Below are 21,435 nucleotides of genomic sequence, written 5' to 3'. Positions count from 1 at the left end.
CGGCGGCCCGGCCCGCCCCCCATCCGACGAGACAGACCGAGTCCGATCCGAGAGGAGTCCGGCCATGACCGAGACACACATCACTGACGGTGCCCGCTTCGTGGCCGACTGGCGCGCCAATGCCGACCGGCTGATCGCCGCCCATGCCTATGATCCGGCGCAGGAGCACGACGCCTGCGGGGTCGGGCTGGTGGCCGCCATCGACGGCACGCCGCGCCGGGACGTGGTCGTGGCCGGCATCGAGGCGCTGAAGGTCCTGTTCCACCGCGGCGCGGTGGACGCCGACGGCAAGACCGGCGACGGCGCGGGCATCCACGTCGAGATCCCGCAGGACTTCTTCAAGGAGCACATCGCCGCCACGGGCCACGAGCCGACCCGGGGCCGCCTGGCCGTGGGCATGGTCTTCCTGCCGAAGACCGATCTGGCCGCCCAGGAGGAGTGCCGCTGCATCGTCGAGACCGAGATCCTGGCCGCCGGCTACACGATCTACGGCTGGCGGCAGGTGCCCGTGGACATCTCGGTGATCGGCGAGAAGGCCAACGCCACCCGGCCCGAGATCGAGCAGATCATGATCTGCAACACCAAGGGCGTGGATGACGACCGCTTCGAGCTGGATCTGTACGTGGTGCGCCGCCGCATCGAGAAGCGGGTGCAGGCGGCCGGCGTTCAGGACTACTATATCTGCTCGCTGTCCTGCCGGTCGATCATCTACAAGGGCCTGTTCCTGGCCGAGCAGCTCACCAGCTTCTACCCGGACCTGCTGGACGAGCGCTTCGTCTCCAGCTTCGCCATCTATCACCAGCGCTATTCGACCAACACGTTCCCCACGTGGTGGTTGGCGCAGCCGTTCCGGATGCTCGCCCACAACGGCGAGATCAACACCCTGACCGGCAACGTCAACTGGATGAAGGCGCACGAGACCCGCATGGCCTCGCCCGCCCTCGGGGCGGCCATCGAGGACCTGAAGCCCCTGGTGCGGGTCGGCGGCTCGGACAGCGCCGGTCTGGACGCGGTGTTCGAACTGCTGTGCCGGACCGGGCGCGATGCGCCCATGACGAAGGCCATGCTGATTCCGGAAAGCCTCAATCAGGACGCCACGCTGCCGCAGCCGCACGCGGACCTGATCGCCTACTGCAACTGCGTCATGGAGCCGTGGGACGGTCCGGCCGCCATCTGCGCCACCGACGGCCGCTGGGTGGTCGCCGGCATGGACCGCAACGGCCTGCGTCCCATGCGCTTCAGCGTCACCCGCGACGGGCTGCTGGTGGTCGGCTCCGAGGCCGGCATGGTCCGGGTCGCCGAATCGGAGGTCGTGCGCAAGGGCCGCGTCGGCCCCGGCGGTCTGATCGCCGTGGACCTGCGCGAGGGGGTCTTCTACGAAGACAAGGAGATCAAGGATATCCTTGCCAAGCGCCATCCCTACGAGGACTGGGTCAAGCGCATCACCAAGCTGGACAGCCTGATCCAGAACGAGCGCACCGAGACGTCCGAGATCTCGGCCGAGGCCCTGCGCCGGGCCCAGGTCGGCTTCGGGCAGTCCATGGAGGACATGGAGATCATCCTCCAGCCCATGGTGGACGAGGCCAAGGAAGCCACGGGCTCCATGGGCGACGACACGCCGCTGGCCGTGCTGTCCGACAACTACCGGGGCCTGCACCAGTTCTTCCGGCAGAACTTCAGCCAGGTGACCAATCCGCCCATCGACCCGCTGCGCGAAACGCGGGTGATGAGCCTGCGCACCCGGCTGGGCAACCTGGGCAACATCCTCGACGAGGCCCCGGAGCAGTGCGAGCTGCTGCAACTCGAAAGCCCGGTGCTGACCAACGCCGAGTTCGGGGCCATGCGCCGCTACATGGGCGACACGGCCGCCGAGATCGACTGCACCTTTGATCCGAAGGCCGGCGAACACGCCCTGCGGCAGGCGGTGCACCGCATCCAGCACGAGGCCGAGGACGCCGTGCGCGGCGGGCGGACCCATGTCATCCTGACCGACACCGCCATGGGCCCGGACCGCGCGCCGATCCCCATGATCCTGGCCGCCGGCGCCGTCCATACGCATCTGGTGCGCCAGCGCCTGCGCACCTTCACGTCGGTGAACGTGCGCGCGGCGGAGTGCCTGGAGACGCACTATTTCGCGGTCCTGATCGGCGTCGGCGCCACCACCGTGAACCCCTGGCTGACCCAGGAGAGCATCGCCGACCGTCATCGGCGCGGCCTGTTCGGGGAGTTCAGCCTCGACGAGGTCATGGCCCGCTACAAGAAGGCCGTGAACGACGGCCTGCTGAAGATCATGTCCAAGATGGGCATCTCGGTCATCAGCAGCTACCGGGGCGGTCACTGCTTCGAGGCCGTCGGCCTGTCGCGCTCGCTGGTGGCGGAGTTCTTCACCAGCATGACCTCGCGCATTTCCGGCATCGGTCTGCCCGGCATCCAGCGCAAGGTGCTGGAGCAGCACGCCCGCGCCTACGACCCGGCGGTGATCTCGCTGCCGGTGGGCGGGTTCTACCGTTACCGCCGGGGCGGCGAGCCGCACCAGTACGACGGCCGCCTGATTCACGTGCTGCAGGAAGCGGTGGCCACCGAGGGCTACCAGATCTTCAAGCGCTACACGGCGGGTCTGCGCGCCCTGCCGCCGATCAACCTGCGCGACCTGCTGGACTTCAAGCAGGTGGACGGCGCGATCGCGGTGGACGAGGTGGAGAGCACCAACGCCATCCGCCGCCGCTTCGTCACGCCCGCCATGTCGCTGGGCGCGCTGTCGCCGGAGGCGCACGGGACGCTCAACATCGCCATGAACCGCATCGGGGCCAAGTCGGACAGCGGCGAGGGCGGCGAGGATCCGGCCCGCTACAAGCCGCGCGCCAACGGCGACAACGAGAACTCGGCCATCAAGCAGGTGGCCTCGGGTCGCTTCGGCGTGACGGCCGAGTACCTCAACCAGTGCCGCGAGATCGAGATCAAGGTGGCCCAGGGCGCCAAGCCCGGCGAGGGCGGCCAGTTGCCCGGCTTCAAGGTGACGGCCGAGATCGCCAAGCTGCGCCACTCGACGGAGGGCGTCACGCTCATCAGCCCGCCGCCGCACCACGATATCTATTCGATCGAGGACCTGGCCCAGCTCATCTACGACCTGAAGCAGATCAACCCGTCCGCCCGGGTCACGGTGAAGCTGGTCAGCCGCACCGGCATCGGCACCATCGCCGCCGGCGTGGCCAAGGCCAACGCCGACGTCATCCTGGTGTCCGGCCACAACGGCGGCACGGGCGCCAGCCCGCAGACCTCCATCAAGTACGCCGGCCTGCCCTGGGAAATGGGCCTGTCCGAAGTGCATCAGGTGCTGACCCTGAACCGGCTGCGTCACCGCGTGCTGCTGCGCACCGATGGCGGCATCAAGTCCGGCCGGGACGTGGTGATCGCGGCCATGCTGGGCGCGGAGGAGTTCGGCGTCGGCACCACCTCGCTGATCGCCATGGGCTGCATCATGGTCCGCCAGTGCCACACCAACACCTGTCCCGTGGGCGTGTGCACCCAGGACAAGGCGATGCGCGACAAGTTCACCGGCACGGCGGAAAAAGTGGTCAACCTGTTCACCTTCATGGCCGAGGAAGTGCGCGAGATCCTGGCCTCGCTGGGGCTGCGCTCGCTGAACGAGGCTATCGGCCGGACCGACCTGCTGCATCAGGTCGGCCGCGGCTCGCCGCACCTGGACGACCTGGACCTGAACGCCATCCTGTCCACGCCGGACAGCGGCGGCCTGCCGGTGCACTGCACCGTCGAGACCCGCAACGAGGTGCCGGAAACCCTGGACGCGCAGATGATCCAGGACGCCCGCAACACCCTGGAGGACGGCGAGAAGATGCAGCTGACCTACACGGTGCGGAACACCCACCGCGCCGTGGGCACCAAGCTGTCGCACAAGATCGTCACCAAGTACGGCATGACCGGCCTGCAGCCGGGGCACATCACGGTGCGCCTGCGGGGCTCCGCCGGTCAGTCGCTGGGCGCGTTCGCGGTCCAGGGTCTCAAGCTGGAAGTGTTCGGCGACGCCAACGACTACGTGGGCAAGGGCCTGTCGGGCGGCATGATCGTGGTCCGGCCGGCGGTGTCCAGTCCGCTGAACTCGAACGAGAACACCATCATCGGTAACACCGTGCTGTATGGCGCGACCGGCGGCCAGCTGTTCGCCGCCGGGCAGGCCGGCGACCGCTTCGCGGTTCGCAACTCGGGCGCGGAAGTGGTGGTCGAGGGCTGCGGCTCCAACGGCTGCGAGTACATGACCAACGGCGTGGCCGTGATCCTGGGCGAGGTGGGCGCCAACTTCGCCGCCGGCATGTCGGGCGGCATGGCGTTCGTCTATGACCCGCAGGAGGTTCTGCCGCTGCGCATCAACCCGGACTATGTGATCTGGCAGCGCATCCAGGTGGACCATTACGAAGAGGCGCTGAAGCGCCTGATCGAGGCCCACGTCCAGGAGACCCAGTCGCGCTTCGCCCAGCGCCTGCTGGTCACCTGGGACCGCGAGGTGGGGCACTTCTGGCAGGTCGTGCCGAAGGAGATGCTCAACAAGCTGGCGGTGCCGGTCACGCCCGAGGGCGTCGTGCCGGGCGCGGCGGGCACGGCGGCGGAGTAGGGCGCGCGGGCGATCCGACCGGGGTCTCCGGCCCGGTTGGACGCCTGCCGCATCGGTGGCTTCGGTTCGGATGGCTCGGGTCCGAGTCCTCCCCCCCGGCAGCGATCACGTTCACCCATCTCCACGCGTTGCACGGACAGACGGGAGCGTGCCGGACGGGGCTTGCAGCCCCGTCCGGACCGTTATTGTTGCGACAGGGATGAACGGTCCGGGCGGGAGTACAACTCCCGCCCGGCGTGGCCCGGCGTGGTGGCTTGAAGACCGTCCCCCCTCGGCCCAAGGTGCGAGGAATGAGGGCGCGCGGGCGATCCCGCGCCGCCTCACGCGACGGGGCTCGCCCCGTCCCGCGCCCGCGCCATCAGGCGGGCGGGGGCGTCCGTGTCGCCGTCCGCCTCCAGGGTCGCCAGACCCCACGACAGCGTCGTTCCGGGCGCCAGGGCCGCCAGCCGCCCGGCCACCGGCCGCAGCAGGGCTTCGGTCCCCGCCCGGTCGAGGAACCGGGGCACGGCCACCAGCCCGCCGTCGGGTCCGCGACCGAGCAGGTCTCCCGGTCGCAGCGCCGCCTGGATGAGCTGGGCGAGCAGCCCCTCGGTTTCGGCCGGGCTCTCTCCCTCCGCACGCATCCACACGAGCGCCAGCGGCAGGTCAAGATCCCGGGCCCGCCGCATGAGGTCGGACACGGCCAAGTCAAGCGCGGTGCGCACCAGCACGGGTCCATCCCCCTCCGTGCGCGCCGTCCGGCGCCGGGCGCGCGCCCGCGCGGCCTGGGCGCGCACGGTGGCGGCGATCATCTCCAGGTCCAGCGGCCACGCCGTCACGGCATCCGCGCAGGCGGCCAGGGCCGCGCCCGCCGGCGTGGGTGCGCCGTCCGGCAGCACCAGCACGAGGCCCGGAAGCAGGTCCGCGCCGCGTCCGTCCAGCGCGCAGGCCAGATCAAGGCCCGCTTCGCGTCCGGTCCGCTCGATGATGACCAACACATCCACGCCGCCCTCGTCGTGCCCGCGCTCGACCGCGTGCAGCGCGGCGGTCGGCTCCGTGGCCACGTCGGGCGCCGTGCCCACATCCTCCAATGCCTGACGCAGAAGATCGGCCAGCACGGGATCGGGATCGAGGATCAGCACCCGTGACATGTCGTCGTCATGGGCCGCCTCCAGGGCGGCGACGCGGGCGATCAGGGCGTCGGCCGTGAGCGGCGCGGCCAGCAGGCCGAGGCCGCCGGCGGTGACCACGGCCCGCCATGTCCCGGGGCCGGGCCGGGCGCAGGTCGCCAGCCAGGGCAGGGCGGGCCAGTCGCCGTCGGGGCCGGTGAGGGCGGCCATCCGGTCCACCGCGTCGGGGGCGGCGTCGAGATCGACCACGGCCAGGTCCGGCGCGGGCGCGCCGGCCGCCTCTTCCATCGCGGCCTGGACGCCGGACAGAGGAACCACCGTCCAGCCGTACAGGGCCAGCCGGTCTGCGAGCCCCTCTCCGGTGGTCTCGGATCCAGGTCCGATCACCGCCACCCGCAGCGCCCCGAACGGCGCCGACAGCGCCGGACCGTCGCGCGTCGGCGGTCCCGGACGCGGGGCCAGCAGGCTGGACTGCTCCGGGGTCAGGGACGCCACCGCCTTGGCCAGGCCGCCCGCAAGACTCCGGGCCTGCGCCCAGGCGGCGTCGGTCGGATGAGTGGGGTCCGCGCGCACGCCCTCCGTCAGCCGTTCCAGGGCCGCCGCCATCCGGCCGAGGCTCTCGTATCCCATCGACCCGGCCGATCCGGCCAGCTTGTGGGCCGCGGCGGCGACCCGGCCCAGCGCGTCGTCCAGGGGAGCGGGCTCGGTGGCGCGGGCCGCCGCGTCCAGGCCTTCCGTGAGGTCGCTCATCAAGGTGGCGGCCGTGGGCGGAAAGGCCGCCACCGCCTGGCGCAAGGGGTCCGTGGGGCGGGCCGTCGGGAGCGCCGGGTCGCCGTCATCCATCGCCGTCATCCATCATTGTGGTCCTCCCGCGCGTCGCGCCACAAGGCGTCCAGAGTCTCGGTCAGGGACATGGGATCGAACGGTTTCGGCAGCACACCGATGACCCCGGGGGTCTGGGCCGCCCGGTTCGTCGCCAGATCGGGCCGCGCCGTCAGCACCACGGCCCCTGTGCGCGCCAGTTCGGGCGTGGCGCGCAGCGCGGCGATCAGCGTCATGCCGTCGCCGTCCACAAGTTGCAGGTCCACCACCACCAGGTCCGGCGCGAAAACCGGCGCCTTGTCCAGGGCCTCGGCGCAACTGCCGCAGGCCAGCACCTCGCGCGCCCCGATGTCCCGGATCGACACTTCCAGCAGACCGCGCAGGGCGGCTTCGTCCTCCACCACGAGAATGCGGGACAGCCGGCGCGGCGGGGGTGCGGATTCGCGCAAGGGTGGGTCCTCCCGGACATTGGGTTCAAAGACGATGGCACACCAGCGCCGCCACCGCGTCAACCGGAACCGCTCGGCGCGTCAGCGGCGCGGGCGGCGCAGCCGGGCCAGCAGCCGCCGCACGCGACGGGCCGGTCGGCGGGTCCAGCCGGCCAGCGCCCAGGAGTGGGACAGCAGCGCGCCCCACAGGACGTCGGAGGCCGCGCCGGGCGCCATCAGCGGCGGCGGCTCGGCCGGCTCCGGCGGCAGGCCCGCCCAGCGTCGGCGCGGGGCGCGCAGGGGGCGGGTGATCCGCCACGGCCAGGATCGCCAGAGGGCCCGCGCCCGCCTGCGGTCGCGGCGGGCCGCCCGGCGGACCGGATCCGCCGCCCGGGGGCCCGGCGTATCCTGCTCGCCGTGCAGTCCCGCCAGCAGGGCGGCCGTGAGCGCCACCCGTTGGGCGGGCAGAACGGCCGCCCAGAGCGTGGACGCCCGGGCCCGCGCCGCCGGGGGCTCGCGCCAGGGGCTGTCGCGTCTCAGCAGGACGGCGGGCACCGCCTCGTGGCGCAGGTCCGCCGCCATACAGACGGCGACGAGGCCCCACAGGCCGGTGTCCGGGTTCCAGGCGCGGGCCGCCACGCCCCGCGCCCTGGGGCCGAGCACGAGCCCGGGGCCGGCGACCAGCGGGGCCGCCTGGGCGCTCGCGGGGACCGAGTCGAGGCACGGGCGCGTCCGGTCCGCCGCCGCGCAGGCGGGCGCGAGCAGATCGGCACCCGTCCGCGCCAGCACATCACCCAGCAGGGTGAGCGCCTCGGGGGCGAGCCGGTCGGCGTCCGTCAGCAGGCAGACCGCGCCCGCTGGGGCGCTGGTGAGCGTGGCTTTCCAGACAGATGCCGGGCGGTCGTCCGGGGCGATCAGGGGCGCGATCGGAGAGGGCGGCACGGCCGGCTCGGCCCGCTCGGCCGGGGCGGCCAGCAACGCTTCATGCCACGTCCGCCAAACCGCCGCCGTCGCGGCGGGATCCCGGGCGGCGCGGGCCGGGGCCATCGGGCGCCCCAGCACCGCGCCCAGCCGATCGGCGAGCGCGGCGGCCTCATACGGGACCAGGACGCGGCCGTGGTCCTCCGGGGCGATCAGGTCCGGGATGCCGCCGGTGGCGCTGGCCAGCACGGGCACCCGCAACGCCAGACACTCGTGCAGGGTCAGCGGGCAGTTCTCCGCCGGGGCCAGGATCAGCGCCATTCGGCCCGGGCCGCGCAGATACTCCAGGGCGGCGGCCCGGTCCAGGGTGTCCAGCACCGAGACCGGCCAGGGCCACCGGGCGGCCCGGCGCGCGATGACCCGTCGGGCCGGCTCACCCAGGACCCTGGCGGCGCGCCCGAGACAGGTGACCCGCGCAGGGCGGGGCGCGTCGGGATCCCGCGCGGCCCGCGCGGCCATCCGGTCCAGGGCGTCCAGCAGCACGGCCACCCCCTTGCGGTCCTCCAGCCGGCCGAACAGCACCAGGTCGCGCACGGGCGCGGTCTCCGCGTCCGGTGGGCGCGGTGGACCCGGGTCGGGCATGGGCTGCGGCATCAGGCGGGCCTGCGGCGCCGCCGCACCCTGATCCGCGAGCCAGCGCGGCATGAAGGCGCTGGGCGACCACACCGCGTCCATCAGGGCCGGCGCGGCCCATTCCAGCTCGATCTGCACCAGCCGGGCGAGGCTGTCCGGCAGGGCGTCGTTCCCGGCCATCGCCCACGCCGCGCCGCCGTGCAGGCCCAGCACCAGACGGGTCCGCCGCAGCGCCACGCCCTGGGCGCGGGCGCGGCCGCACAGCGCGGCCTCGCCGCCCCAGTCGGTGAAGTGGACGAGGTCGAACCGCTGCGCCGCCAGCCAGTGCAGCACCTGCCAGCGCCGCGCCATCGAGGGTTCGGCCCACAGCCCGTCCAGGCCGGGTCCGTCAGGGGGCGGCAGCGGAACCAGGGCCACGCCGCGCGCCCTATAGTGCGCCACCCAGCGGTCGAACGGGCCATCCATGGCGCGGCGGCCGTTCAGGCACAACACCGTGACCTCGTGACCCATCCCGACCAGCAGATCCGCCAGGGCGGCGTTCACCGTGCCGATGCCGCCGGTGCGGGTGAGACCCAGGATCTCGGTGGTCACCAGGCAGACGCGGGCGGGGGTCACAGCGGCACCCCCACCGCCCGCAGGCGTTCCACGATGCGCGCGCGGGCCCGCGCCGGGTCCATGGTCGCCGACATGGACCCGGGGCTTTGCCGTTTCCACAGCAGCACGCGCGGGATCACCCGATGCCGAAGGCCGGCGGTCCAGGCGCGCACCAGCAGGTCCCAGTCCTCGGCCCCCGTGTTGGGGTCCGGGTCGAATCCGCCCAGCCGCGTGAAGGCCGCGCGGTGGATCAGAAGGTGGGCGTCGCCCATGTCGTTGGTGCGGTCCATCAGGCCCGGCACCGGGCCCAGCGGGGCATACAGGGGCGCGGTGACGGGCGGCCCCTTGGGCGGCGGCTCTTCGTCCGGAAACAGGCGCGCCCAGCAGGTCCACAGGTCCGCCGCGCCGGTCGCGGCGGCACGGGCGAAGGTGGCCAGGGCCTCGGGTGGGACGAGGTTGTCGTCGTCCATGAACAGCAGCCAGTCGGTTTCGAGCCCGTCGGCGCCTGCCGCGCGCGCCGCGCCCAGGCTTGCGGTGTCCAGCGCCAGCAGCCGCGCCGGGCCGGTCCGCACCGCCGCCACGGCCGCCCGCGCCCCCTGAACCGACGCGGGGTCGGTGCTGGCGGCATCCACCACCACGAGGGCATCGGGCGGGCGGGTCTGGGCCTCCAGGCTGGTGAGCGCGCGGGCGAGCAGGGCCGGGCGGTCCCGATGCACCATGACGACTCCCAGCGAGACCGGGGGGGCGGCTGGATGCTGCGCCGGTGGTCCCGCCTCGCGCCACGCCGCCAGACGGCCGTTGGTCTCGACGGACAGAGCCACCGCATGGGGCGCGGTCGGCGGGTCGTCCACCGCGTCGGCGGCCGCCCGGGCGAGCCGGTCGAGCGCGGCCCGCTCCAGGGTCGCGGCATGGTCCGTCGGTCTCTCCGCCCGCGACTCGGGCGGCGGCGCCAGCAGCCAGCGGGCCGGAGGATCCTCCAGGCCGGCCGCGCGGGTCTGCGCGGCGACGCCCAGCCACCACGGCGGGCACAGGCCGACCACGATATCCGGCGCCGCGGCGGCCAAGTGGTCGGCGATGGCGCGCGCGATCGAGGCGGGCGGCGCGGTCAGGGATTCCGGTGAGACAGGCCGGACGGCCCAGCCGGCGCGCCGCAGCCGCGCCGCCAGCGGCAAGCGTGCGGCGCTAGGCGCGATCAGGGCGAGGGTGGGGCTTTCCGCCGCCGGTGACCAGGACCACAACGGGTGGATCGCCATGCATCACTCCCTTGCGGGATCAGGGCTTCCGGCGGGAAATTCGGACATGGTACTGTGCACCATCCGCCGCGGGGGCGAGGTCTGACAGGAGGTCGAGGGCGAATGAGCGAGCGGGATCACAAGTCCATCGCCACAGGCGTGATCGCGGATGCGGAACGCGCCATGGCGGACCTGAGCGGGCGTCAGGCGGATCGCGTCAACCGCCTCCGGAAGCTAAACGAACTGTTTGAGGTCGTCGAGGGACGCTATCAGGCGATGCGGGAGGACCTGCGCGAGCGGGATGCGCGCATCCAGCGCCTGGAAGAGACCAACGACCTGCTTCTGACGGCGGTCCGCAATCTGACGGCCAGCATCCAGGACAGCGCCCGCTCACTCGATCTGAGCGACGACGACCTTCTGGGCGCGCTGGATCGATCCGAGGCGCTGGTGTCGGAGACCTTCGGCACCGGCGGCAACGCCAATCCGACCCAGCCGCCGGCCACGCCGCCGCACGACACGGCCGAAGACGCGGTCCCCTCGGGAGGGGCCTGCGATGCGGCCGACGCGACCGAGGATCTGCTGTTCGAGACCGACGATCCGGGCCAGCCGGATGCGGTCCTAGAGGCGGCTCCCGAGGCGGCGCTTGAGGAGGTCCTTGACGCAGCGCTTGAGGAAGCCGAAGAGATCATCGCCCTGGACCCGGACGAACCGCCCGTGGCATCGGAGGTGGCGGGGCTTGCGTTGGAGCCCGCGCCGGACCCGGATGCCGCCACGGACGCCACTTCCGACGATGCCAACGATGATGCCGCCGACGATGCCGAGGACGCGCCCCTGGTCTGGTCCGATGCCTGGACGGTGGGCGCCCCGGAGATCGACCGCGATCACCGCATCATGGCCGACCTCGTCAACCAGTTGCCGCAGGCGTTCCGCGCCCCGGAGAGCGGATGGGTGGTCGGCAGCGTGCTGAACAGCCTGTGGGACTACACCGACTACCATTTCGGCCGCGAGGAGGCCCTTCTGCGGGCGGCCAACTTCCCCGGCGCGGCCGAGCACGCGGGGCGGCATACGGACCTGAAGGGACAGCTCCGCGAGTGGCTGGACCGCTACCAGCAGGACCCGGCGAGCGTGGATGCCCCCGCGCTGATGGGATTCCTCAAGGGATGGCTCATGAACCACATCCTGGGCGAGGACATGCGCTACAAGCCCTATGTGGAAAAGAACATCGACGCCCAGGCCGTGGCCGGCGCCATCAAGGCGGACCCGCAAGTGATCGAGGGCCTGGAAAGCCTGGGTGTGACCGCGCCGGCCTGAGGGACAGGGCCGGGGTCGGGTGGGCCGGGGCCGATGCCTCAGGACACCCAGTGTTCAGTATCCTTCTCCATCCTCATCGGCGAAGGATGAGGTCCCAACAGGGGAGACCGTCGGCATGCCATCGAAACGCGGTGACTCGGGGGCGGCGAGCGTCTTCGCCGAAATGCAGACCGAGTTCCTGGACGAACTCGCCGATGCCGCGCGGGAACTGACCTTGGCCATCGATGAGGCGCGCAAGGACCCGGCGACCCTGCCCGATGTGATCCGCCGGGGCCAGCGCCTCGGCCTGACGCTGCACGCCCAGGCGGAGACGCTGGGCCTGAGCCCGCTGTCGGCGGTCGGTCACCGGCTTGAGGACTATCTGGCCGAGACGCGCGCCATCGCAACCGGACTGCTGCTCGATGATCTGCAGCGCTTCGTGGATCTGGCCCTGGACATCGGCGAGGGGCGGGTGCCCGTGGATACGGAACAGGCCCCGCTGGTGCGCCGCCTGCCCGCCAAGCGTGGGTTCGCCCCGGCCGAGATCGAGGTGCGCGACATCGAAGTCATGCTGGTCATGGAGCCCGGCGCGCAGACCCACTTCGTTGAACGCGAGTTGCAGCAGTGCGGCTACCGAACGGCCCAGATCGGATCAACGTTCGAAGCCATGCGCCTGATCGTGCGGACCAAACCGGACATGGTCATGATCTCGGCCATGATGCCGGGCCTGAGCGGGATCGACCTGACCATCGGCCTGACCGCCATGCCGGAAACCCGCAACGTGCCGGTGGCGCTCATCACCAGCCTGGATCCGGACAACGAGCTTCTGGCGTTGCTGCCCAAGCGCGTGCCCATCATCAAGAAGGGCCCGGCGTTCGGTGACGACCTGTTCCGGGCGCTCGACAACCTGTTCCTGATCTGAATCCGGGGTCCGAACTCGGATGACGTGATTGTTTTGCGGTGTCTCACGAGATCCGTCGCACCCGCAAGGCGATCAGGATGGCGATATCTACAAAAAAATGGGTGTCATCCTGAAGGCGCGGAGCGCCTGCAGGATCGCGAGAGGCGGGCGCCGTCCTCTCCGCCACGGAACGGTGATCCCAGGTCGTAACAATGGCCTCTGATCCTGATCGGCGATGAACCGGACCCGCCCGGTTCATCGCCTCCGCCGCGGCGCGGCGCCGGCGCAGTCGGGCGGTATGGGTCCGGCCGGCGACTGCCGAGACGGATCATTCGCACGCCGGCAGATCGCCGGCGCGCACGCGGCCGCCCGTCAGGGCTTCCAGCCGGAAGCGGGCGCCGGCCACATCCCGGCGGGCCTCGGCCAGATCGGACTCGGCCCCGTGTAGACGACTGGAGGCCCGCATCAGGTCCGTCCGCTCCGACTCCGTGACGCCGTCGGCCTCGATGGCGGCGATCAGGTCGCGCAAGCGCGCCACATGGTCCCGGGTCGCCAGAAGCCGACCGCAGGCGCCGGCGGCCGGGCCGGCGGGGCCGGGCCGGCTGTCCGTCGGGCCTGCGGTCAAGCCGCTGTCCATCGCGGCGCGGGTGGTGTCCTGGATCACGCCAGCGGGACCGGCGCCGCGCCCCGCATCGGGGCGGGGTCCATAGGTCGGCTGGGGGGCACAGGCGGCAACGGCGAGTCCCAGCGTCAGCAACGCCGCCCGCGCGGGCGTGCCGTGTCCGACGGACCAGGGCGCGACAGGCATGGGGGGACCCTCCCGTTCGCATGAGCCTTTCGGCCGGATGGGGCGCGCGTCGAGGCTGGCCGCATGGCGCGCCCGTCCGCCCCTCATCAAACGAAAAGCCGCCGCACGGGATCTCCCCCTGCGGCGGCATATTTCGCGGCGCGGCCCTTGAGGGTCATTGTCGCCGCCGGACGGTCCTCCCTGATCCACTTGCGTGGTGGGGTTCTTATGCCCTCAGCCATGCGTTTGATGCAAGAAAATTCGTTGCTGCGATGCAAAAACCGCATATCCGACTGCCGGACCGGGTCAGTTCTCCTTCAGCGAGCGCGGCCGCCATTGATGCACGTTGACCGGCTTGCCCGACTGGGAGCGCATGACGCGCGGGCGCAGGACCTGTTCGATGTGCGGCGCGCCGCTGTCGGTCAGGGCGCCGATGCCCTGTGTCGCCGTTTGCTTGCGGCCGTAGAAGGCGACCATGGCGTCCAGCTCGATTTCGGCGCGGGGCCCTTCGGCGAAGGCGTCGGCATAGGGGGGGTGCCGCTTCAGCGCCTTGGTCAGGTGGTCTGTGGAATGGGCCCCGAACCGTCGCCAGATCGAATCGAGCAGTTGCGTGCCGCGCTCCGGGATGGTCTGCAGGTCCACGCGCGGCCGGCTATAGGCGAAGGCGCGGAACAGGGTCGGCTCCACCGGGCCGTCCGGATCGGCGACGAACGTGGCCGGCATCAGCTTGTGCCCCGCGTTGGCCACGGCGAAATAGGCCTGGGCCAGATACAGCAGGCGATGCAGCTTGCGGGGGTTGAGGTACTCGTTGTCGTCCAGCGCCCGGTCGAGCATCCAGAACGCGACATCGAAGGCCGAATCGGTGAGCGGCGGATAGGCCATGGGGGCGACTCCTGAAGACGCGGCCCATGGTAGCGCAGTGGGCGGGCCGGATGCCATGGGGCACGGACTGGGCTAGACTGCGCCCCAGAATGAACCCCCGGGGGAGGGCGATGACCGCCACGGCGCAGGAGACCGAGCAGACCGATGAGCCGGCCGAGGCGGGTCCTCCCGCGCGGATTCGGCGGCGGCCGCCCCTATGGCGCATGGTGGCGCGCGACGTCCTGCTTCTGCCGGTGCTGGTCGCCGGGCTGGTGTGGCTGGGGTGGGACCAGCGGATCCGGCTTGCCGACGCCGTGGCGCCCCATGTGCTGGCGCGGGCGGGGGTCGGGCCGGCCCGCGTCTCGGTGGAGGTGCTGGATCCGGACCGGGTGGTTGTCTCCGGCCTGTCCCTGGCGGGTGGCCGGGTGCGAGCCGATCACGTGATGGCCAGACTGAACGGCCTGTCGCTGGACGAGGTCACGGTCACGGGCCTGCATGCCCGCGCCGCCTGGGACCCCGAAACCGGCCTGGATGCCGGACCCTTCACCGCCATGCTCAGGGGGGGCGGCGGTGCGGACGACGCGGACGACGCGGACGACGCGGGCGGCGACCCGGCGTCGCTGCCGGTCTCGACGGTCGAGGCGCGGGACATCCGCCTTGCTCTCGATACCCCCTGGGGCCTGGTGCGGGTGCTGGGCGATGCGTCCATGCAGGCGGGGAACGACGGCACGAGTCCGGGCGTCACCGCCGACCTGACCGCCTCGGGGGCCGGCGTGTACGCCGCCGCCTCGGTGCGGGGCCGCCCTATGAACGGACCGAACATGCGGGGCGACGTGGCCCTTCAGGTGGAGCCCCGGGACCGCCCGGGGCTGGCCCGCGATCTGGCGGCGCACGGCATGCTGTCCGTGGACTGGAACGCGGAGGGGCTCCGGGTCGAGACCGACGGCCTTGAGGCCCGGGCCGCCGCCCTGGACCCGGCGCTGCTGTCCGGGCTGCCGTCGGCGGTCGGGGCCTTGGCCGAGGGCCCGCTGTCCCTGACGCTGGCCCCGGGAGCGGACGGCGCGCCGGTGCGGGTGACGGTCCCGTTGAACGGCGCCGCGCCGACCGTGCGCGGCCGCGTGACGGCCGACAGCGCGGGGGCCGCCGTGGCGGCCACGGTGGACCTCACCCTGAACGGGCCGCCTGCCCTGGACAGCCTGTCGGGCACGCTGGCGGATGTCTCCCTGCGCGGGACCGGACTGGCGGCCCTGGTGCCTGTGGCGACGCTGGCGGACCTGTCCGCCACCCTGACGAGCCGCCGCCTCGCCGTGGCCGACGCCACCCTGACGGGTCCCTTTGCCCTGACGGCCGAAGCGACCGCGCTGGATCACGACGCCGTCACGGCCGACGCCGCCCGCCTGGAGTCCGCCGGGACCGCGACTCTCTCCCTGGAGACCGTCGCGTTGCGGCTGGAGACCGGGGCGCTGGACCTGACGGCGCCGGTGGTGCCGGGCGTGCTGGATGGGACGAGCGACGTGGTCCTGGCCCTGGCGGAGGGGCGGCCGCAGACCCTCGACCTGGACCTTGCCGGGGCCGATGCGCCGGCCCTGACCCTGGATGTGGCGCTGGCGCCGGTCTCGCTGTCCGGGCCGGTGACCGCCGACCTGGAGTCGGTCACGGCGTCTGGGCGCGTGCCCTGGACGGATGCGGCGCCGTTGACCGCCTCCGCCACGGCCGGGTCCCTGCGGTCCGGCCCCTGGACCCTGGCGGATCTGGCTGTCGATCTGACCTTGCGACCCGCGGGACCAACCGTTGCGCTGGCCGGGGGGCTGCCCCGCCTGCCGGGGGAATCCGCCGGCACGCCGGTCGCGGGCCATCCGCTGCGGCCCTTGCGGCTGGAGGCGACCTTGGCGCCGGACCCGGACGACCCCGCCCGCTTCGCCGTGGATGCCCGGGTGGGCGCTCCGCTGCGGGACCGGGTGGTGACGGCCACGGGCTGGATCGGGCGCGACGGGCAGGACGGGACGGTGCGTCTGACCGGGCGGCCGATCACCCTGGGTCGCGACGGCGTCCAGCCCTGGCACCTGTATGGCTCGCTCACCGACCTGTCCACGTCGGCCGGCTCGCTGGCGGTCGAGGGCACGCTGTCGTGGCGCGACGGCGGCGCGGTGCGGCCGGACCTGTCCTTCGGGCTGGCCGAGGTGGAGGCCGCCTACGGCGCCACAGGGCTGCAGAACCTGAACGGCGTGGTCCGGCTGACCGGCCTGGCTCCGCCGCGCAGCCCCAGCCAGGAACTGGTCGCGGCGGGCCTGACCATGGGCCTCGCCTTCTCCGATCTGGTGGTGCGCTACCGGCTCGACGGGGCCGGCGCGTTCGTGCTGGAAGAGGCCACGATGCGCTTCGCTGGCGGGGACATCACCACCGACAGCGCGACCATCCCGCTGACCGGGTTCGAGCGCATTCCCCTGACGCTGACCGTGCGTGGGATCGAGCTGAGCGAACTCGCCGCCATGACGCCCATCGACGATCTCTCCGTCTCCGGGACGGTGGACGGGCTGGTGCCCATGGTCATCACGCCGGGAGACGTGCGGATCGACACCGGACGGCTGGCGGCGATCGCACCGGGTGTGGTGCAGTACAGCGGCACCGCGCTGCCCGCCGGCGGGGGCGCGAGTCAGGGCGTGGATCTGGCCGCGCGGGCGCTGGAGGACTTCCGCTACACCGATCTGTCCATGACCGTCGAGGGCAGCACGGCGGACGAGATGTCGGTGGGTCTCCGCCTTGAAGGCGCGAATGCCCAGGTTCTGGACGGGTATCCGTTCCAGTTGAATCTCAACGTTTCGGGGCCGCTGACGCGCATTATTCAGGAAGGACTCCAGGGCTATACAATTCCTGAACGCATAAAGGAACGGCTTTCCCGGCTGGGTCTGGACCCCCCGTAAAAGACATCCCTATGAAATCGAGGGGTGGCGGCAAGTTGTAACCCAGCCCTTTCTTGTGGTGTCTGACCAACTGACGTAGCATCCTCTAAAGAACCTTGTCGCCAAGGGCACGCGGGGGTTGGCGATGTCGTCGCGTGATTTCGCCCAGGCCCCGCCGCGTCAGGCTCCGGGTCCGACAGGACCGCGCTGGTGATCGCGGTGCGGCCGTCGCCCCGCGCAGGGAGCCGGGGCGCGGCGGAGGCGGTGACGCCGACGGGTCCGGTTCAGCGCCGATCAGGATCAAAAATGCGAGGAGAGTGCTCCATGGCCGAGTATGTCATCGCGCGGGACAGACGGCTGACGGGAACCCTGCCGAACGCCTTCGTTCAGTGGTGGTACGACTTGAACGTCATCACGACGGACGGGGCCACACCCCTTCGCCAGCTCTTCAATTCCGTCAACACGCTGCACGGTGAGCATGGCAAGCTGCATTCCCTGTTCGTGCTGTGCCACGGGTTCGCCGGGTCGAGCACGCGGCTTCGGATGTCCGGGGACGTGGGCGGTCAGGGCCTGCAGTTGGGCCGGGAAGGCGTGATGCACGGCAACGTCTCGGCGTGGGAGGCCATCAGGGGCAAGGTCACCAACATCGTCGTCTATGCCTGCGCGGCCTCCAACACCGAGGCCGGCAACGAGTTCACGGCGGAGGACGGGCAGTACCTGATGGGGGCGCTGGCCATCCATACCGACGCGACTGTCTACGCGGCGAACCGGATCCAGTGGTATCAGCCGCAGAACTTCGATTTCGGCCGTTGGGAGGGGCAACTCTACAAGTTCTCGCCCACCGGAACGCCGCCCCAGCCCGTCAATCGCGTGCCGGTCGAGCTGCGCGAGGTGAGCTGATGCCGCATCGGGCCGCAGTCGGTCCCGCGACTCGACGGGACGCCCATCGCCTGTGCGGATGCCCGCCGATGCGCGGGAGCGTCGGCGTCACCGGGCCGCGCCGCCCGGTGCTGCGGACGGGGGCGGCCCGGCAACACGATCCCGCCGCGCCGAACAGAATGGTTGAGCCGCTGGCCTCCTGGGCCACCATGACGGAACGCCGGGTTGAAGAGGATGCAACCCTGGGAGCTTGTCGCGCGTGGATTCTTGTTCCCCCATCATTTCGGACGTACTCTTGAAGCGCGCCCACCCTGTCGGCCACGACGCCGGGGGGCGCCAGGGGAGAGAGGGCCCCACGCGCGACAAGGCCGACGCTGGAGCAGACGGGATCACCACACCGATGCATATCGGGTCGCGCAATGACGGGTCCGCGCCCCCCCGGGAGGGATCGCACCGGCTCAAGGACGAGCTGTATGCGCTGGTGCGCAAGGATCCGGCCGTGTTCGAGTTCCTGCAGAACGGCTCGCTGGACGGCATGTGGTACTGGGACCTGGACAGTCCCGATGACGAGTGGTTGAGCCCGCGGTTCAAATCGTTGTTCGGCTATGCCGATGACGAAATGCCACACACCACCGCATGGTGGCAGAGCAATATCCATCCGGACGACCTTGCCGTCGTACAGGCCAATTTCGAGAAGCACAAGGCCGACCCCGCGCATCCATTCGACCAGATCATCCGCTACCGTCATCGGGAGGGGCATACCGTCTGGGTCCGCTGCCGCGGCCTGATGGTGCGCGATCCTGACGGCACGCCCCGGCGCATGCTGGGGGCCCATACCGACGTGACCGCCCTGAAACAGGCCGAAGAGGCGCTGGAACGCCGCACGGCGGACCTTGAGGCCCGGATCGCGGATCTGGAGGACAAGGAACAGCGCCTGGAGACGCAGGCCGAGGAACTGGTGACCCTGGCCGAGAACCTGGAGGACGCGCGCGCCCGGTTGGAGGAACTGAACGCCCAGAAGGACAAGTTCTTTTCCATCGTGGCCCATGACCTGAAAAGTCCGTTCAATCCGTTGCTCGGCTTCTCGGAGTTGCTGGCCGTGCAGGGCGGAGCACTGCCGCCCGCCAAGGTGCAGGAATACGGCGCCCTGCTGCACCGCGCCGCCACCGAGGCCTTCAAGCTGCTGGAGGACCTGCTGGACTGGTCCCGCATCCAGCTCGACAGGGTGCAGTTCGATCCGGGCGCGGTGGACCTGGTGGGGCTGGTGGAGACCAATCTGGGGCGCTACCGGCTGGCCGCCCAGGCCAAGGGCGTGACGCTGCGCGCCGACGATCTGGAGACCCTGTGCGCCTATGGCGATCCGCGCATGCTGGACACCGTGGTGCGCAACCTGGTCAGCAACGCCATCAAGTTCACCCGCGACGGGGACGAGATCGCCTTTGCCTCCCGCGCCGACGGCGACGTCGTGGTGCTGGAGATTCGCGACACCGGCGTCGGCATCCGGGCGGATCGTCTGCCCACGCTGTTCGGCCTGGGCAGCCGCCAATCCTCGAAGGGCACGGGCGGCGAGACCGGGACCGGCATGGGGCTGGTCATCTGCAAGGAACTGATCGAGCGCCAGGGCGGCACCATCGCCGTGGAGAGCGTAGCGGGGCAGGGGACGACGTTCACCCTGCGCCTGCCCTCGGCCTGACCGGGCGGGCGCAGGACGGCGACTCCGGCTCCGGGCCGGGCTCTCGACCGAAAAAACGGGGCCAGACCCTGGCGGCCTGACCCCGTTTTTCTGACTGGTGGAGCCGAGGGGAATCGAACCCCAGACCTCTACAATGCCATTGATGAAAATGAGTGTTTTATAGCGCTCCGTACGGGTCCGCAGCGTTCCCAATGCCTTGAAAAATAACGATTCATCAAACCGCAAGGGTCCGCATCCATCCTTGCGTTTCCTGTCGGCGTGCTTACTATGTGCTTACTGGAAACGAAGGGGGGAGACATAAACCATGCCCACTGTCAAGCTCAGCAAGCGCACGGTGGACGCGGCCCAGCCCGGGGAAACGGACACGTACTTCTGGGATGATGAACTGCGCGGGTTCGGGCTGAAGGTCACGCCGAAAGGGACCAAGACCTACCTTGTGCAATACCGCGTCGGCGGGCGTGGCGGGCGCACACGGCGTGTCACTCTCGGTCGGCACGGGCCGGTCACGCCGGATCAGGCTCGTCAGGAGGCGCTGAAAACGCTGGGCGCGGTCGCGGGCGGCCTGGACGTGGCCGAGGAGAAAACCCGGACGCGCAAGGACCTCACCATGGCCCAGCTTCTCGACCTCTGGATGGCCGAGGGGTGCGACCACAAGAAGGCGTCCACGCTCAAGATCGACCGCAGCAACATCGAACGGCATATCAAGCCGCTGATCGGGACCAAGCGGCTCAACACCCTCACCCGGACGGACGTGGAGCGGATGCAGCGCGCCATTGCCGAGGGCAAGACGGCGGCGGACATCAAGACCGGCACGCGCGGCCGTGCGGTGGTGGAAGGTGGGCGGGGGACGGCGGCCCGCTGCCTTGCCATCCTGGGGGCGGCTCTGACCTTCGCGGTTCAACGCGACCTGCGGCCGGACAATCCCGTGCGCGGGGTGCAGGCGTACAAGGGCCAGAAGAAAGAGCCGTTCCTCAGCATGGAGGAACTGGACCGGCTCGGGGCGGCCCTCCGGGAAGCCGAACAGACGGGCACCAATCCCTTCGCCATCGCGGCCATTCGCCTCATGCTGCTGACCGGGTGCCGCAAGAGCGAAATCCTCACCCTCCGTTGGGAGTGGGTGGATTTCGAGCGCGGATGCCTGCGGCTGCCCGAGTCCAAGACCGGGGCGAAGGTGGTGCCGGTGGCCGATGCGCCGCTTGCCCTGTTGCGGACATTGCCGCGCGTGGCGGGCAACCCGCACGTGCTGCCCTCATCGAAATCCGAGGGCCACTTGGTCGGGCTGCAAAAGGTGTGGGAGAGCCTGCGCGTCAAAGCCGACCTCGCGGACGTGCGGCTGCACGACCTGCGCCATAGCTTCGCCTCCGCCGCCGTGGCGCAAGGGGAAAGCCTGTTCCTGGTCGGCAAGGTGCTGGGGCACCGTCAGGCCCGCACGACGGAGGTCTATGCCCACTTGCAGGACGATCCGGTGCGCGGCGTGGCGAACCGAACGGCGGATACACTAATAGCGATGTTAGGAGAAAAGTAGTGCTGTTTTTAATTAGAGTAATGGTGCGCTCTATTGAGGGTCATTTTCACTTTTGATAGAAATATTTTCGCTGAAAGCCCTTACGTCTTCGTCTAGTGCGGACGAAGTGTCCAATTCATCATCCGGGCTTTCGCCGCCTAGGGATTTTATTTCTGTAAGGCTTATCCCTTTGAGTCCGGGACCACATCATGTGGTGACAGGTGGCCTGAAACGGCGTAGAACATAACGTGAAC

13 protein-coding genes are annotated in these 21,435 nt (G+C 70.9%); 7 read left to right on the top strand and 6 right to left on the bottom strand.

Annotated elements, in window-relative coordinates; translation table 11 throughout:
• Positions 1-64: 64 nt before the first annotated feature.
• Positions 65-4,627, top strand: a complete 4,563-nt coding sequence (gene gltB / locus GHC57_RS05495; protein WP_153342013.1) for a glutamate synthase large subunit — start codon at positions 65-67, stop codon at positions 4,625-4,627.
• Between the two features lie 320 nt (positions 4,628-4,947).
• On the opposite strand, the gene GHC57_RS05490 is transcribed toward gltB, so the two are convergent.
• The 4 genes from GHC57_RS05490 to GHC57_RS05475 all read right to left on the bottom strand — a co-directional run bounded on the left by GHC57_RS05490 (position 4,948) and on the right by GHC57_RS05475 (position 10,387).
• Positions 4,948-6,588, bottom strand: a complete 1,641-nt coding sequence (locus tag GHC57_RS05490; protein ID WP_153342011.1) for an Hpt domain-containing protein — start codon at positions 6,586-6,588, stop codon at positions 4,948-4,950.
• Entirely contained in the window at positions 6,585-7,007 is a 423-nt protein-coding gene (locus tag GHC57_RS05485) for a response regulator (protein WP_170294699.1), read from the bottom strand. The genes GHC57_RS05490 and GHC57_RS05485 overlap by 4 nt, the downstream gene beginning before the upstream one ends.
• A gap of 81 nt (positions 7,008-7,088) precedes the next feature.
• On the bottom strand, positions 7,089-9,155 hold the full coding sequence (locus GHC57_RS05480) for a glycosyltransferase (protein WP_170294698.1): 2,067 nt from the start codon (positions 9,153-9,155) through the stop codon (positions 7,089-7,091).
• Positions 9,152-10,387, bottom strand: a complete 1,236-nt coding sequence (locus GHC57_RS05475; RefSeq protein ID WP_153342005.1) for a glycosyltransferase family 2 protein — start codon at positions 10,385-10,387, stop codon at positions 9,152-9,154. Before GHC57_RS05475 ends, GHC57_RS05480 begins: the two co-directional genes overlap by 4 nt.
• Before the next feature lie 102 nt (positions 10,388-10,489).
• Between GHC57_RS05475 and GHC57_RS05470 the strand changes: the two genes are divergently transcribed.
• A complete protein-coding gene (locus GHC57_RS05470) occupies positions 10,490-11,677 on the top strand; it encodes a bacteriohemerythrin (RefSeq protein ID WP_153342003.1) in 1,188 nt (395 codons plus the stop codon).
• 115 nt (positions 11,678-11,792) lie between these two features.
• Complete coding sequence (locus tag GHC57_RS05465; protein ID WP_153342001.1) at positions 11,793-12,578, top strand: response regulator; 786 nt, start codon at positions 11,793-11,795, stop codon at positions 12,576-12,578.
• Positions 12,579-12,885: 307 nt separating this feature from the next.
• Here GHC57_RS05465 and GHC57_RS05460 read toward each other — a convergent pair whose 3' ends face one another.
• Complete coding sequence (locus GHC57_RS05460; protein WP_153341999.1) at positions 12,886-13,365, bottom strand: hypothetical protein; 480 nt, start codon at positions 13,363-13,365, stop codon at positions 12,886-12,888.
• A 285-nt stretch (positions 13,366-13,650) separates the two neighbouring features.
• Entirely contained in the window at positions 13,651-14,226 is a 576-nt protein-coding gene (locus GHC57_RS05455; protein ID WP_153341996.1) for a Panacea domain-containing protein, read from the bottom strand.
• A gap of 110 nt (positions 14,227-14,336) precedes the next feature.
• Here GHC57_RS05455 and GHC57_RS05450 point away from each other — a divergent pair, with 110 nt between their 5' ends.
• From GHC57_RS05450 to GHC57_RS05435, 4 genes are all read left to right on the top strand, one after another.
• Entirely contained in the window at positions 14,337-17,126 is a 2,790-nt protein-coding gene (locus GHC57_RS05450) for an intermembrane phospholipid transport protein YdbH family protein (protein WP_153341994.1), read from the top strand.
• 303 nt (positions 17,127-17,429) lie between these two features.
• Positions 17,430-18,005: a hypothetical protein gene (locus tag GHC57_RS05445; protein ID WP_153341992.1), complete on the top strand. Its 576-nt coding sequence runs from the start codon at positions 17,430-17,432 to the stop codon at positions 18,003-18,005.
• A gap of 379 nt (positions 18,006-18,384) precedes the next feature.
• Positions 18,385-19,677 (top strand): sensor histidine kinase, encoded by a 1,293-nt coding sequence (locus GHC57_RS05440; protein ID WP_153341990.1) that lies wholly within the window; start codon positions 18,385-18,387, stop codon positions 19,675-19,677.
• A 304-nt stretch (positions 19,678-19,981) separates the two neighbouring features.
• Positions 19,982-21,202, top strand: coding sequence for a tyrosine-type recombinase/integrase (locus GHC57_RS05435; RefSeq protein ID WP_153341988.1), 1,221 nt, complete (start codon positions 19,982-19,984; stop codon positions 21,200-21,202).
• The last annotated feature ends 233 nt before the right edge of the window (positions 21,203-21,435 follow it).

The sequence above is a fragment of the Roseospira navarrensis genome, assembly GCF_009601025.1.
Taxonomy (GTDB): domain Bacteria; phylum Pseudomonadota; class Alphaproteobacteria; order Rhodospirillales; family Rhodospirillaceae; genus Rhodospira; species Rhodospira navarrensis.
Note: the sequence above shows the minus strand (reverse complement) of the source record. Positions and strands in the feature narration are given on the sequence as shown.

What these genes read in the sequence shown, in the direction of transcription:
- gltB (WP_153342013.1), top strand. Translation starts at nt 65, where the DNA reads ATGACCGAGACACACATCACTGACGGTGCCCGCTTCGTGGCCGACTGG.
- GHC57_RS05455 (WP_153341996.1), bottom strand. Translation starts at nt 14,226, where the DNA reads ATGGCCTATCCGCCGCTCACCGATTCGGCCTTCGATGTCGCGTTCTGG.
- GHC57_RS05460 (WP_153341999.1), bottom strand. Translation starts at nt 13,365, where the DNA reads ATGCCTGTCGCGCCCTGGTCCGTCGGACACGGCACGCCCGCGCGGGCG.
- GHC57_RS05470 (WP_153342003.1), top strand. Translation starts at nt 10,490, where the DNA reads ATGAGCGAGCGGGATCACAAGTCCATCGCCACAGGCGTGATCGCGGAT.
- GHC57_RS05440 (WP_153341990.1), top strand. Translation starts at nt 18,385, where the DNA reads ATGCATATCGGGTCGCGCAATGACGGGTCCGCGCCCCCCCGGGAGGGA.
- GHC57_RS05465 (WP_153342001.1), top strand. Translation starts at nt 11,793, where the DNA reads ATGCCATCGAAACGCGGTGACTCGGGGGCGGCGAGCGTCTTCGCCGAA.
- GHC57_RS05475 (WP_153342005.1), bottom strand. Translation starts at nt 10,387, where the DNA reads ATGGCGATCCACCCGTTGTGGTCCTGGTCACCGGCGGCGGAAAGCCCC.
- GHC57_RS05490 (WP_153342011.1), bottom strand. Translation starts at nt 6,588, where the DNA reads ATGACGGCGATGGATGACGGCGACCCGGCGCTCCCGACGGCCCGCCCC.
- GHC57_RS05445 (WP_153341992.1), top strand. Translation starts at nt 17,430, where the DNA reads ATGGCCGAGTATGTCATCGCGCGGGACAGACGGCTGACGGGAACCCTG.
- GHC57_RS05450 (WP_153341994.1), top strand. Translation starts at nt 14,337, where the DNA reads ATGACCGCCACGGCGCAGGAGACCGAGCAGACCGATGAGCCGGCCGAG.
- GHC57_RS05435 (WP_153341988.1), top strand. Translation starts at nt 19,982, where the DNA reads ATGCCCACTGTCAAGCTCAGCAAGCGCACGGTGGACGCGGCCCAGCCC.